This window comes from Paenarthrobacter sp. PH39-S1, assembly GCF_030063245.1.
Taxonomy (GTDB): Bacteria; Actinomycetota; Actinomycetes; order Actinomycetales; family Micrococcaceae; genus Arthrobacter_M.
This window is the reverse complement of sequence record NZ_JASISR010000019.1, coordinates 90483-104046: the sequence shown is the minus strand read 5'-3', so window position 1 is coordinate 104046 and position 13564 is coordinate 90483. Positions and strand designations below refer to the sequence as shown.

The 13564-nt window shown below is 65.5% G+C and carries 12 protein-coding genes and 1 pseudogene; 5 read left to right on the top strand and 8 right to left on the bottom strand.

Annotation, left to right across the window (positions count from 1 at the left end; all coding sequences use genetic code 11):
• The 3 genes and pseudogenes from QMG52_RS13580 to QMG52_RS13570 all read right to left on the bottom strand — a co-directional run.
• The coding region (locus QMG52_RS13580; protein ID WP_502920532.1) for a transposase at positions 1-806 on the bottom strand (806 nt) is incomplete at its 3' end.
• Positions 807-1871: 1065 nt separating this feature from the next.
• On the bottom strand, positions 1872-2264 hold the full coding sequence (locus tag QMG52_RS13575) for an oxidoreductase (RefSeq protein ID WP_283560920.1): 393 nt from the start codon (positions 2262-2264) through the stop codon (positions 1872-1874).
• Between the two features lie 176 nt (positions 2265-2440).
• Positions 2441-2644 (bottom strand): annotated as a pseudogene (locus QMG52_RS13570) (oxidoreductase); the annotation flags it as partial.
• A 314-nt stretch (positions 2645-2958) separates the two neighbouring features.
• Here QMG52_RS13570 and QMG52_RS13565 point away from each other — a divergent pair.
• The 5 genes from QMG52_RS13565 to QMG52_RS13545 all read left to right on the top strand — a co-directional run bounded on the left by QMG52_RS13565 (position 2959) and on the right by QMG52_RS13545 (position 8172).
• Positions 2959-3315 carry a YraN family protein gene (locus QMG52_RS13565; RefSeq protein WP_283560919.1) on the top strand — a complete coding sequence of 119 codons (357 nt, stop codon included), beginning with the start codon at positions 2959-2961 and terminating at the stop codon, positions 3313-3315.
• Positions 3316-4860 (top strand): YifB family Mg chelatase-like AAA ATPase, encoded by a 1545-nt coding sequence (locus QMG52_RS13560; RefSeq protein ID WP_283560918.1) that lies wholly within the window; start codon positions 3316-3318, stop codon positions 4858-4860. It begins immediately after the preceding gene.
• A 13-nt stretch (positions 4861-4873) separates the two neighbouring features.
• The gene (gene dprA / locus QMG52_RS13555; protein ID WP_283560917.1) at positions 4874-6100 is read left to right on the top strand and encodes a DNA-processing protein DprA; all 1227 of its coding nucleotides are present in this window, start codon (positions 4874-4876) and stop codon (positions 6098-6100) included.
• 132 nt (positions 6101-6232) lie between these two features.
• Complete coding sequence (locus tag QMG52_RS13550) at positions 6233-7168, top strand: tyrosine recombinase XerC (RefSeq protein WP_502920528.1); 936 nt, start codon at positions 6233-6235, stop codon at positions 7166-7168.
• 500 nt (positions 7169-7668) lie between these two features.
• Positions 7669-8172: a DUF3145 domain-containing protein gene (locus QMG52_RS13545; protein WP_283560916.1), complete on the top strand. Its 504-nt coding sequence runs from the start codon at positions 7669-7671 to the stop codon at positions 8170-8172.
• Positions 8173-8384: 212 nt separating this feature from the next.
• Here the strand turns inward: QMG52_RS13545 and fabF are convergent, their stop codons facing one another.
• The 5 genes from fabF to QMG52_RS13520 all read right to left on the bottom strand — a co-directional run bounded on the left by fabF (position 8385) and on the right by QMG52_RS13520 (position 13562).
• A complete protein-coding gene (gene fabF, locus QMG52_RS13540) occupies positions 8385-9623 on the bottom strand; it encodes a beta-ketoacyl-ACP synthase II (protein WP_283560915.1) in 1239 nt (412 codons plus the stop codon).
• A 124-nt stretch (positions 9624-9747) separates the two neighbouring features.
• Entirely contained in the window at positions 9748-9993 is a 246-nt protein-coding gene (locus QMG52_RS13535) for an acyl carrier protein (RefSeq protein WP_283560914.1), read from the bottom strand.
• Positions 9994-10115: 122 nt separating this feature from the next.
• On the bottom strand, positions 10116-11180 hold the full coding sequence (locus tag QMG52_RS13530) for a beta-ketoacyl-ACP synthase III (RefSeq protein WP_283560913.1): 1065 nt from the start codon (positions 11178-11180) through the stop codon (positions 10116-10118).
• A complete protein-coding gene (locus QMG52_RS13525) occupies positions 11177-12148 on the bottom strand; it encodes an ACP S-malonyltransferase (protein WP_283560912.1) in 972 nt (323 codons plus the stop codon). The genes QMG52_RS13530 and QMG52_RS13525 overlap by 4 nt, the downstream gene beginning before the upstream one ends.
• A gap of 175 nt (positions 12149-12323) precedes the next feature.
• Positions 12324-13562, bottom strand: coding sequence for a PucR family transcriptional regulator (locus QMG52_RS13520; RefSeq protein ID WP_283560911.1), 1239 nt, complete (start codon positions 13560-13562; stop codon positions 12324-12326).
• Between the last annotated feature and the right edge of the window lie 2 nt (positions 13563-13564).

Sequence of the window (13564 nt, the reverse complement as noted above, 5' to 3'; positions counted from 1 at the left end):
GCCGTGGGCTTCGGCTCGGCCTTCGCAGCGGCAGTGTCGCCGGCAGCGGTGATGTCCTCGTCATCATCGCCGCGGGACCGGGCCTTCTCTTCCGCGAGCTGGCGGGCCTTGGCAGCGGCTTCTTCCTCCAGTGAGGCACGGGCCGTGGCCATCGCCGCGGCCCGGGCCCGCCTGTTCGCCAGCTCCGCGGGGAGTTCGTCCCCGCGAGTGCCCGGCCCGAAGCGGGCGTCCTCGGCCACGTCGACGGTCTTCGCCTCTTCCATCAGGTCGCTGATCTCATCGGCCAGGACCTTCTGCTTCGCGCTCAACCGGGCATAGCTCATGGCCTTGTGCCGGGACGCGTTGGCCCGCACCTTCGTCCCGTCCAGGGCCACCCTGCCCAGGGAGACCATACCCGCGGCCCGGCACAGTTCCAGGGCCTGGAGGAACACGTTCGCCAGGGCCGCGAGGTGGCGTTCGCGGAAACGGGCGATCGAGCGGAAATCAGGGGCCTGCTGCGCGGCCAGCCACCGGAACGCGACCACATCCGTACATGCCCGCTCCAACTCCCGCGAGGAGCGGACCCCGACACAATATCCGTACAGGACGATGCGCAGCATCAGGCGCGGATCATACGGCGGCTGGCCCTTGGCCTTCGCATAGGACTTGTAGAAGCGGGCCAGGTCCAGCTCCGTGTCCACCATTTCGGCAATGAACCGGGCCAGATGGTTTTGCGGCAGCCACTCATCCAGTGACGGCGGGACCAGCATCACCGCCTCGGGTTCAAACCCCCGGAACCGCTTCCTGGCCCCGCCGTTGGCATCCATCGGCTCATCAACGGCCGGAGGCACGAGGGGCCCCACGAGCGACTCGGCGAACAAACCATCCTGGGAACCGGCATCCATACCCCAATTCTCCCAGCCCCACATCCGGCAGCCCGGCTAATCCGCCGGCGTTTTAAATAATTCGCCGGCGTTTTAAAACTAGGACGGACTACTGACCCACGCACCTAGCCGGTGACGTCGCAGGCGCGTTTGATGGCACGCCGACTGTATTAGCTGCAACTCGACCTCGCTATCTCAACAATGGATCCATTATTGAGACTCCCGAGTTAGTCAATCCGCGGCCTGGTCAGACCCCTTCCGGTTGAGCATCGGTATCCAACATGGCTTCGAGGACTTCAAAGATAATCAGCGTCCATCGCATTTGATACCAGCTGCTCCACCGCGCTCCGCCACGCACTGCTGTCCTGGTCTTCGGAGCCATCGTCCTAGCCACAACAACCGTCAACCGAGTTGAAAGCCTGATGTCGGCAGAGGAAGTAGCCTTGACCACCACGAAACCCCGCCTGCTGGCGCAGGTTGCGGGTGTCAAAACAGACGTTGCTGCCAGCTATGCCGGCAAATAGTGGTGTGGATGCGCCTGCGGTGGCAGCGTGATCATGTCAGCAATCAGAGACCTTCGGCTGCTGGCGAGCAGTCGGGATGGGCTCGTCCGCCGATATGCGGGGGAGGGGTGTTGTTTGTTGAGGCAAGGAATCGCGAGCACCCCACAATTCCTGTCGATCGTACCAATCATCTTCCAACTGTGAGCGGATCATGATTCACCGGCGTTCGCCTGGTCTGTCCGTTTGCGGTGTGTGCCTCATGCAGGAAGTTCCAGTTCCCAATCCTTGACGTCCGCTACAGGGGCGAAGAGCCTGGGGTCGAGCTCATCGAGGGCCAGGTTGTTCCTTACGCGGTGAGGCCAGTTTCGGTTTGCCAAGGCTGCTTTGCCCAAGGCAGTAACGTCGGCGTCGGCGTCACGGAGCAGGGATGCGGCTGTTTCGGGGCGTCGAGGTTGCCGTTGGCGATCAGGGTTACTCCCGAGTGCTGTTTGGCTAGGGCAGCCAATTACTCCGGGTCTTCGAATGCCGGCGCCGCGGCAAGGTTTTCGGTGGTGTCGATGAAGTCAATCCCGGTAGCCTCCAGGGTTTCAAAGATGACGTGCGCTTCTTCGGCGCCCCAGCTCCGACGGTGGTCATTGTCACTGACCTTGGACTGGGAAATGCGGATTCCCACGGTCATGTCCGGGCCCACGGCCTCGCATGCGGCGGGGCAGATCTCGGCGGTGTACCGCACTCTGTTCTCGGGTGAGCCGCCGTAATTGTCCGTTCTGTTATTCAGGTAGTCGGTGAGGAACTGATCAAGGAGATACCCATTGGCGCCGTGGATTTCGACGCCGTCGAATCCGGCTTGTTTGGCGTGCAGCGCGGCATTGACGAAGCCGTCCCGTACCTCGGCCATCCGGGCTGCTGTGATCTCCCCAGGGACGGGGTAGGGCCTTCTCCGCGGTAGAACGCCAGCTGTTCGCCCTTGGGGGCGATGGCGGACGGACCAATGGCGGAGCCCACAAACCGGTTCCCTTGTGTCTGGGAACCTGCATGCATGAGCTGGGCGAATATACGGGCGCCGGCGGAGTGGACAGCTTCCACGACTATGGCCCAGGACTGTGCTTGCCCCTCGGTGGCGAGGCCCGGCTGGAACAGGTAGCCCTGGCTGTACGCGGTGTCGGGGTAGATGCCTTCGGTGATCAGCAGCCCGAAACCACCGCGAGCACAAGACTCGTAGTAGGACGCCGTTGTGTCGGTGGCATGTCCATCTGCGGTGGCACTGATGAGTGTCATCGGAGCCAGGACGCGCGACATCCTCCGCTGCCTCAGGCGCACCTTGGCCCGGCACCTCTACCGCGTCATGGAAACCACCGCCGCCTCTCATCCGGCGCCTTCTGTGGGTTGACAAACATTGGAGCGTCTGTGGGTGCCGTCGGTCGAATCAGTGCGGCCGGGTCCGCGTTGCGCATTAGCGAGCATTACGGCTGTGCGGTTTTCGGTCAAGTCTATTCCTCCACCGCCGCCGTGCGGAGGTCAGTTGCGCACATAAGCCGCTGCTGATCTTCTCCCGTTCACGGCGGTGCTCCAGGCTGGTGGTGGAGGTGCTCATGAGAGCCAAGGATTTGCTCGGTCGGGGTGGTGAGATGTTGGCCGCCGATGTTCTCGAAGACCGGGGAATCAGGGTGATCGACCGGAACTGGCGCTGTCCCAGAGGTGAAATCGACCTGGTCGCCATCGATAGCGAGACCTTGGTCATTGCCGAGGTCAAGACGCGCAGGTCTCTGCGCTTCGGCCATCCGTTTGAGGCGATCACTCCGGCCAAATTAACCCGGCTGCGCACCTTGGGGGTGCTGTGGTCCCGTGACCACTGCATCTTTCCGGCCGCTCTGCGCATTGACGCCATCGCGGTGCTGGGCTGCGGCGATGGGGAACCCGTGCTGGAGTACCTCAAGGGCGTGGGTTAGGTGTCCATGGGGCGGGCCTTCTCGGTCGCGCTGGTCGGGTTGGAAGGTCACATAGTTGAAGTCGAGGCGGACATTGGGCAAACGCTGCCGAATTTTGTTCTTCTTGGCTTGCCGGACGCATCCCTGAATGAGGCTAAGGAGCGGATCCGGGCCGCGGCGCATAATTCCGGTATTCCACTGAGCCGGCGCAAGATCACGGTCAATCTGGTCCCGGCGTCCTTGCCCAAGAGGGGATCGGCATTTGACCTGTCCATCGTGATGGCGGCGCTGAGCGCGGCCGGCGATGTTCGCGGAACCGGGCGCACCGTTTTCATCGCCGAGTTGGGACTCGATGGCAGGCTGCGGCCGGTGCGCGGAATTCTGCCGGCAGTGATAGCCGCGGTCCGCGCGGGATTCTCGGATTTCGCCGTGGCTGCCGCCAATCAGGGTGAGGCGGCGCTCGTTCCCGGCGCGAATGTGACCGGCTATCAGTCGCTGGCGCGGGTTGCCCTGGACTTCGGCGCCAGGGCGCAGGAGCTGGTGTTGGAAAGGCCCGCGGAAGATGACGCTCTGCCTCCAGTCGCTGTAGCGGGCGGTGCAGTGCCCGGTGAGCCGGACCTTGCTGATGTGGCGGGGCAGGCGGAGGCAAGGATCGCTTTGGAGGTTGCTGCGGCAGGTGGCCATCATCTGCTGCTGGTAGGTCCGCCGGGCGCGGGGAAGACGATGCTGGCCGAACGCCTTCCGGGGCTGTTGCCTGATTTGGACGATGCCGAGGCCATGGAGGTCACGGCCATTCACTCACTGGATGGCCACGGCCAGGTGTCCGCACTGATCCGCCGACCGCCCTACGAGCGGCCGCACCACACGGCCAGTACCGTCGCCATCATCGGCGGTGGCAGCGGGATTCCCCATCCGGGCTCTGCATCCCGGGCACACCACGGCGTACTTTTCCTCGACGAGGCGCCTGAATATGAACGGCGTGTCCTTGACGCCCTGCGCCAGCCGCTGGAGAGCGGTGAGCTGATTCTGCACCGGTCGGCCGGAACGGCTTCCTACCCGGCGCGTTTCCAGCTGGTGATGGCAGCAAATCCCTGTCCTTGCGGAAAGGCCGCGGGGAAGGGGCAGGACTGCACCTGCACGGCCATGGCGCGCCGTCGATACTTCGGCAGGCTCTCCGGGCCGCTGCTGGACCGGGTGGATATCCAGCTGCAGGTCAACCGTCTATCCCTGGCCGAGCTATCCAGCACGGAAAACCGGGAGAGCTCGACCGTAGTGGCAGCTCGGGTCTCACTGGCGAGGAGACGGCAACGCCAACGGCTGGCCGCTCACGGGCTGGTCCGGAACGCGGACGTGACGGGTAGGTTGCTCCGGGGCGTTTTCCGGCTCCCGCCCCGGACAACAACCGTCCTCGACCGGGCGCTTGAAACGGGCGCTCTGACGGCACGCGGATATGACAGGGTGCTGCGGCTGGCCTGGACACTGGCCGACTTGGCGGAAATTGACGAACCGGGCAGCCATGAGGTGGGACTTGCCCTGACCATGAGACAAAGGGGAATGAGCGCATGAACGGGATGAGCGCATGAACACTGTGCGTAATGAGTGTACGAGCACTGTAGGGGAGGCAGGAGCCGTAGTGGTGGCAAGAGCCGCGCTGACGCGCCTGATGGAACCGTCGGACCTCGCCGGTCTGGCCCTGATCCGAGTAGTGGGACCGGTGCACGCCGTCCGGATTGCGACAGGGGAAGTGCGGGCCGGGACAGCCACCGAGCATGCGGTCGTGCAGATGCTCGACGAAGCAGGCGCCAGATCCGGATGGTCAGGGCTGGAAGCTGCGGTCGGCCGCTGGGCGCCGAGGGTCAAAGACCTTGCGCCGGATCGGGATCTGGCCGTGATCCGGCGTCTGGGCGGCGGTCTGATCGTGCCCGAAGACGACGACTGGCCGCAGGCCCTGGCCGATCTGGGACTGTCGGAACCGATTGCGCTATGGTGCCGGAGTCCGTACCGCGTCCTCCCGGAGGTGTGCCGGTGCGTTGCCGTGGTCGGTTCCCGGGACAGTACCGGTTATGGAGCCAGCGTGACGGGGCAAATTGCCCAAGGTCTGGCCGAGCGCGGAATCACTGTTGTCAGCGGTGGGGCCTATGGGATCGACGCCCACGCGCACCGTGCCGCGCTCGCGGGAGGCAACGGTGGTATCGCCACGATCGCCGTGATGGCCGGGGGCATCGACAGGTACTACCCCTCAGGGAATGAAGATCTGCTGCGCACAATTTCCCAGGAGGGAGCCATGATTGCCGAGGTTCCGCCGGGCACGAATCCCACACGGTACCGGTTCCTGCAGCGGAACAGGCTCATCGCGGCGCTCTGCGCCGTTACCGTGGTGGTCGAAGCACGCTGGCGGTCGGGCGCGCTGAGCACGGCACACCATGCGGATTCCTTAAGCCGTCAGGTTGCCGCTGTACCGGGGTCGGTGTTCAGCGCGAACTCCGCCGGCTGCCACCGGCTGCTGCGCGAAGGCTCGGCGGTGTGTGTCACGGACGCCACGGAGGTGGCCGAACTTGCGGGGGCCAGCGGTGAGCATCTGGCCGACGAGCCGACCGGAACCTCGGCCGAGCACGACGGCCTGAATGTGGAGGATCTGCTGCTTTTGGACGCGCTGCCGGTGAGACAGGGGAGCGCGCCCGAGAAGCTGTCCGCCGTGGCCGGTCTCGGAATTGCATCGGTGCTGGCCGGACTCGGCAGGCTCGAGCTGATGGGACTGGCCGAGCGCAGCAACGGGAACTGGAAGCTCCGCAAGGGTCGGCAATGATGGACTGGGAGTTCCGCAAGGCGGGACCTGACACGTACCTGACACGGGTCGGTACCCTCCCGGCGCGGCTAATATTGTTCCCGTCCGGCGGTGCGACTTGCCCGGCGGGAAACATGGACGCACAGTAGGGAGGTGGACCGATCCGAAATTGCCCAGCTGCCCGAGGAGTTTTCCAGCGCACTGGCCCGGTTTGAGTCTTACCTGACGTCGGAACGGGCCCGTTCAGCCCATACCGTGCGGGCTTACCTAGGCGATGTGGAAGGGCTGCTGATTTATGCCCTCACCGAAGGTGCCACCAGCTTGGCCGGTCTGGAGCTGGGAACGCTGCGGCGATGGTTGGGGGAACAAAGTGCTGCGGGGCTGGCCCGGGCGACGCTGGCCCGGCGGGCGGCCACGGCCCGCAGCTTCACGTCCTGGGCTGTTCGGGAGGAACTGCTGGCAGTCGATCCGGCCCTGCGACTGAAGGCACCCAAGCGTGACCAGACCTTGCCCGGCGTGCTGCAGCAGCAGCAGGTGACCAGGCTGTTTGGCGCACTGCAGCAACAGGCGCTGGGCGGGGAGCCGGTGGCGCTGCGGGACCTGGCCGTCATGGAGCTGCTCTATGCCACCGGAGTGCGGGTGGGAGAGCTGGCGGCTTTGGATGCGGGCCACCTGAACGCGGAGAGGCGCACGTTAACTGTGATCGGTAAGGGTAACAAGGAACGCACCGTTCCCTATGGTCAGCCCGCGGCACGGGCCATAGAGGCTTGGCTGGTGACTGGCCGGCCGGCATTCTACACGCCGCGAAGCGGATCCGCCCTGTTCCTGGGTCAGCGCGGAAACCGGATCGACCAGCGGCAGGTCCGTACCGTCGTCGGCCGCCTGTTTCACGCACTTGGGGACACATCGGCCACCAGTCCGCACGCGCTGCGTCATTCAACGGCCACGCACCTGCTCGACGGCGGCGCGGATCTGCGCGCCGTCCAGGAGATTCTGGGGCACAGCAGCCTGGCCACCACGCAAATTTACACCCACGTTTCGGTGGATCGGCTGCGCAGCAGTTACCAGCAGGCCCACCCGCGCGCCTGATATCGAATTCAGGCCGGCGTTCATGCATGTCATTCTGCGCGGCATTCATGCGCCACGTGCCAGGCGGCCGGGTGCCTTGGCCCTGTCCGCCGGCGCCCTGGCCTGTCCGCCGTTGCCCTGGCCTATCCGCGCCCGGCGCTCTCGGAGCGGGTGCCAGGGACGGGATCGGGCCGACCGGCCGGCATCCGTTTGGGCGGGATCGACGCCGCGAATTCCATCGGGGGAATTCCACTGGCGTTATTTGCCCGTGTGCGGCACAATGTGAGGTGCGCGGTCGAGAGTCTGGGCACTGTGAAAATGTCATAATCAAGACGGTCCAGTAAAACATGTCACAATAAAAAGTGTCGGAGTAGTACGGGAAAGTAACAAAAGTATGGGCTGCCGCGGGTAGACCGATTCAGGGAGCGCAGAAAAGCAATTCCGGCTCAGTACGCAGCGGTGCCATTCCAGCCTTGCCGAAGGTCGTTGGGGAAGACGAACCTACAGCTATGGAGGATGGAATGTCTGTTGTGATGACGCGCGGTGTTTTGTTTATACACTCAGCCCCTCTTGCTTTGTGCCCACACATTGAGTGGGCCATCGGATCCGTGGCGGATAAGCGCACGGATCTTGACTGGACGCCGCAGCCGGCTGCTCCGGGGATGGTCCGTGCCGAAGTGTCCTGGTCCGGGACTCAGGGAACCGGTGCGCAATTGGCCTCCGCCCTGCGCGGCTGGGCGCATCTGCGCTATGAGGTGGCTGAGGAGCCGAGCGCGGGAGTCGACGGCGGGCGTTGGTCGCACACGCCCGAGTTGGGAATATTTCATGCCGTGACGGATGCGCACGGAAACATTATGGTCACCGAGGATCGGATCCGCTACGCCTACGAGTCCGGCGCCGGTGATCCGGCCGCCGTCTACCATGAGTTGTCACTGGCCCTTGGCGAGGCGTGGGATGAGGAGCTGGAGGCCTTCCGCCATGCGGGCGAGGGAGCCCCCGTGCGCTGGCTTCATCAGGTCGGCTGAGGCCGGAGGCTTTCCATGCCCTGAAACAGACCCAGACCCCGGCGCTTACTCAGGCCCTGAAGCAGGCCGAGCCTCCGAACACAGACCGGACCGAGTGCAGTCTCTGACGCAGGCCCAAACCCGGTCACCGGAGCAGACGCACGTGACCGGCTCCCGCCGGGACCGGGCACGTCCGAATTTTCCGCGTCAGGGCAGTCGTCCGCTGGCAGCGCTTAGTTCGTATTACGAATCACGATGACGGCGTTGTGGCCGCCGAAGCCGAAGGAGTTACTCAACGCCACTACGTCCCCGGCGGGAAGATCCCGGGCGGTGGTGACGACGTCCAACGGAATCTCCGGATCCTGGTTTTCCAGGTTGATCGTCGCCGGCGCTTTGCGGTTGTACACGGCCAGCACGGTCATGACCGCCTCCACCGCTCCCGAAGCGCCGAGCAGGTGCCCGGTCTGCGACTTGGTGGCGGATACCGCCACGTTCTCCAGATGATTCCCCAGCGACGCCTTGAGCGCGGTGTACTCGGGCTTGTCGCCCACCGGCGTAGACGTGGCGTGCGCGTTGACATGGACAACGTCGGTGTCCTGGGCGCGTGCATCAAAGAGTGCGGCCTTCAGTGCTCGGGTGGCGCCGAGCCCCTCCGGGTCCGGGGCCGTGATGTGGTACGCGTCCGCCGTGACCGAGGTGCCGGCCAGTTCGCCGTAGATGCGGGCGCCGCGGGCCAAAGCGTGCTCTTCGGCCTCCAGCACCAGAGCGCCGGCACCTTCACCCATGACAAAGCCGTCCCGGTCGCGGTCATACGGTCGGGAGGCGTGCTCGGGATCGTCATTGCGGCGGGACAGCGCCTGCATGGAGGAGAACGAGGCCATCGGCAGCGGGTGGATGGCGGCCTCGGCGCCGCCGGCCATTACGACGTCGGCCTTGCCGGAGCGGATCAACTCCAGACCCAGGTGGAGCGCTTCGGTGCCGGAAGCGCAGGCGGAAACGGGTGTGTGGGCACCGGCGCGGGCACCCAAATCCAGGCTGACCGCCGCGGCGGCGCCGTTGGGCATCAGCATCGGGACCGTCATCGGCAGAACCCGGCGCGGTCCTTTCTCGCGCAGGGTGTCCCAGGCGTCCAGCAGCGTCCAGACGCCGCCGATGCCGGTGGCGAAGGCCACGGCAAGGCGGTCGTGGTCCACCTCGGTGATACCGGAGTCCTTCCACGCCTCGCGGGCGGCTACGACGGCGAACTGACTGGAGGGATCCAGGCGTTTGGCCTCGACGCGCGTGAGGATCTCGGTGGCGGGAGTGGATGCCTTGGCGGCAAAGTGGACGGGGAGATCGTACTTCGTCACCCAGTCATCCGTCAGGGTGTGTGCGCCGGACACGCCGATCAGTGCGTTCTTCCACATGGTGGGAACGTCGCCGCCGATGGGGGTGGTGGCTCCCAGTCCGGTGATGACTACTTTGCGGGCCATGGTTCTACTCTCTGGAAAAAAGAAAAATGTGCAGGACAGTTCGTGTCGGGTGGCCGGTTCCCCTACGCGGGGACCGGCCACCCTTCATGCCCTGCCGATGCGGGGCATAGGTCAGTCGGAAGGACTAGGCCTGTGCGCCGGAGATGAAGTTGACGGCGTCTCCGACGGTCTTGAGGTTCTTGACCTCTTCGTCCGGGATGCGCACGCCGAACTTCTCTTCGGCGTTGACCACAATGGTCATCATGGAGATGGAATCGATGTCCAGATCGTCCGTGAACGACTTGTCCAGCTCGACAGCCTCGGGTGCAAGACCGGTCTCTTCGTTGACGATTTCAGCCAAACCGGCCAGGATTTCTTCGTTGCTAGCCATTGATGGCTCCTTTTCTTGTGATTTTCGCTTTGGTCGGTGATCGGGTGAGGCAGTGTTGATCAAACCACGGTTGTGGTCCGAAATGCTATGCCGGCCCGGCTGGGCCGGCACCGTGTCGGATGTTACGGCAGCTCGACGACCTGCGCGCCGAATACGAGCCCGGCGCCAAATCCAATCTGCAGTGACAGACCGCCGCTGAGGCCGGGGTTTTCCCGCAGCAGCCGGTGTGTTGCCAGCGGAATCGACGCCGCCGAGGTGTTTCCGGCGTCCTCGATATCGCGCGCAATCAGCACGGAATCCGGGATTTTCAGCTGCTTGGCCAGTTCGTCGATGATGCGCATATTCGCCTGGTGCGGCACAAAGGCGGAGAGCTGGTCGGCGGTGATGCCGGCCGCATCGAGGGCCTGCTTGGCCACCTTGGCCATTTCCCAGACCGCCCAGCGGAAGACGGTCTGGCCGTCCTGGCGCAGTGTCGGCCACAGGTTGGCGTGCGCTTCGCCCACGGCGGCAAGGTCGCCGTCGTCGTCCTCTTTCATCGCGGAGATGCTGAAGTCGCGGATCGCGGTCTGGGAGTGCGTCATGCCGATGGCGTCCCAGCGGCTGCCGTCGGAACCCCAGACTGACGGGCCGATTCCCGCGCGCTCACCTGGGCCGATCACGACGGCACCGGCGCCGTCACCGAGCAGGAACGAGATGGTCCGCTCGTGGTTGTCAATGACGTCCGAGAGCTTTTCCACGCCGACCACCAGGACGTAGTCCGCGGTCCCGGCGCGCACTAACGCATCACCCTGGGCCACGCCGTAGCAGTAGCCGGCGCAGGCAGCGGAGACGTCAAAGGCAGGAGCCGGCGTCGCGCCGATGCGCTCGGCCAGCAGGGAAGCGGCCGACGGCGTCGCGTACGGATGCGTGACGGTGGAGACAATGATGGCGCCCAGCTGGGAGGCGTCAATGCCGGCTTTCGCCAGGGCTTCCTTGGCGGCACCCGCGGCCATGTCGACGACGCTGACCTCGCGCGGGGCGCGGTGCCGGGTCACGATGCCGGTCCGCTGGCGGATCCATTCGTCGGAGGAATCGATCCACTGGCAGACGTCGTCATTGGTGACGATGACGTTCGGGCGGTAGGCCCCGACGCCCAGGATGCGGGTGAATTCGCGCAACGGGTTCTGCTGCAGGGTGGGAGTGCTCACGCGTTTCCTTCTTCCCGCTCGGCCAGTGCGGCGACAAGCAGTTCCTTGGCGGATTCCAGATCCTCTGGAGATTTGACGGCAACGGCGACAACACCGGGCATGGCACGTTTGGCGAGGCCGGCCAGTGTTCCGGCGGGGGAGAGTTCGATCAGCGCGGTGACGCCCATTGAGACGAGGGTTCCCATGCACAGGTCCCAGCGCACCGGCCTCGAGACCTGCGCGATCAGGCTTTCGATGACGGCGTCGCCGGTGGTCACGGACCGGCCGTCAAAGTTGGAGAGCAGTACCGGATCCGGATCGCGCAGGCTCAGGCCCGGGCGCAGCACCTGCAGGGCGGTGGCGGCGGGAGCCATGTGCTGGGTGTGGAACGCGCCGGCCACCTGCAGCGGAAGCACGCGGGCCTTGGCCGGCGGATTATCCTTCAGGACCTGGAGCTGTTCGAGGGTGCCGGCGGCGACGGTCTGTCCCGTGCTGTTCATGTTCGCAGGGGTTAGGCCCGCGGACTCGATGGCGGCCAGCACCTCGGCAGGGTCACCGCCGACGACGGCGCTCATTCCGGTGGGCGTCAGGGCAGCGGCCGCGGCCATGCTGTTGGCCCGCTCGCGGACGAAGATCATGGCGTCATGTTCGCTGAGTGCGCCGGCCAGCGAGGCGGCGGTGATCTCGCCTACCGAATGTCCGGCCAGGACCAGCGGTAGGCCGCGCAGGGCAGAATCTTCCACCGGCGGGAGTCCCGCGGCACTGAAAAGCGCGTGCGCCGTGATCAGTCCCGCGGCGACAATCAGCGGCTGCGCCACGGCGGTGTCCTTGATGGTTTCGGCGTCGGAAGTGGTTCCGTGCGCCGACAGGTCGACGCCGGCCACCTCGCTCAGCGCGGCGACTCGCGCCGCTGCAGCGGGGAGCTCCAGCCACGGCGCGAGGAAGCCGGGGGTTTGTGAACCCTGTCCAGGGCAGACTATTGCAAGCACAGTGTCCAGCTTTCCAAAGAGTGGGCTGTTTATCGGTGTTTACATGCACCAAGGTCATGAAGCCGCTTTGTAGGAAGTCTACAACGCCGCCGTGACCCGTCCGGACCGCGACGTTGCCACAGCGGGGACATAACCGGGGCGCATCCCGGGCCCACGTGAACCGGATCCGGCGCCATCACAGACGGCTGCCGTTTCGTTCGACGGCGGGCTTGGGCGGTACGGCGAGCCTGCCGACCACCAGCGCGGTCTGCAGCACGAAGGCCTCGCGGGGGATTAACGGATCCCAGCCCGTCACGTCGCAGACGCGGCGCAGCCGGTAGCGGACGGTGTTGGCATGCACAAAGAGCTCGCGGGCCGTGGCTTCCAGTGAATGGCCCAGCTGCAGATAGCTGCTGAGCGTTTCGGCCAGCCCGTTGGAAGCCGCCAGCAGCGGCCGGTAGATGTTCTTTACCAATGCCCGGCGCGCCGAATCGTCTCCGGAGATGACACGTTCTGGCCACAGATCGTCCGCGGCCACCGGGCGCGGCGCGCCCGGCCACGCCTTGGCGGCGGCCAGCCCGGCAAAGGCGGCCTGCGCCGAATTGGTCGCCTCCATCAGGGACGCCGCCAGCGGGCCGTACACCACCGGGCCGGGGGCGAACAGCTCGCCCAGACGCAGGTAGGCGGTGTCCTGATCGGCCACGCCTCCCAGCACCAGAATCAGCCGGTCACCCTGGATTCCCACCAGCGCGTCCTCGGCGAAGCGGCCGGCGGCACGGCGCAGTTCAGAGACGAAGCCGGCGTTGGTTTCCGACGGCGAGTTGCCGACCATCACGGTGAACCGGCTCTGCGATTTCCAGCCCAGGGCGGCCACCCGGGACCGCAGGGAATCCGTATCCTCGCCGCGCAGAATCGCGTCCACCACCAGTGCCTCCAGCCGGGTATCCCAGGAACCCCGGCTCTCGGCGGCCCGCGCATAGACATCGGCCGCGGCGAAGGCGACCTCACGGGAATAGCGCAGCACGGCTTCGCGCAAGGCGCCCTGCTCGGCCTTCGGCGCAATCTCCGGCACGTGGTCCTCCACCACCTGCACCACGGCGCGGATCAGCTGCAGGGCGCGCTGCAGACTGATGGAGCGCGTGAGCTCGGTGGGAGCTGTTCCGAAGACGTCGGAGAGTACCCACGACGGCGACGATGGGCGCTGATACCAGGAGACGAAGGCATTGATCCCGTTCTGCGCCACCATTCCCAGCGCGGAGCGCTCATCCGCGCTGAGCCGGCGGTACCAGGGCAGTGTGTTCTCGAGTTCTTTCATCGTTGCGGTGGAAAGCCTGCCGACGTTGGCACGCAGCTTTTCCAGTGTCAGGGCCTGCGCATCCGCAGCCGCGGCAGAGACCTCCGGCGCAGCAGCCGGAGTGCGGGGATCTTGAGCCATTC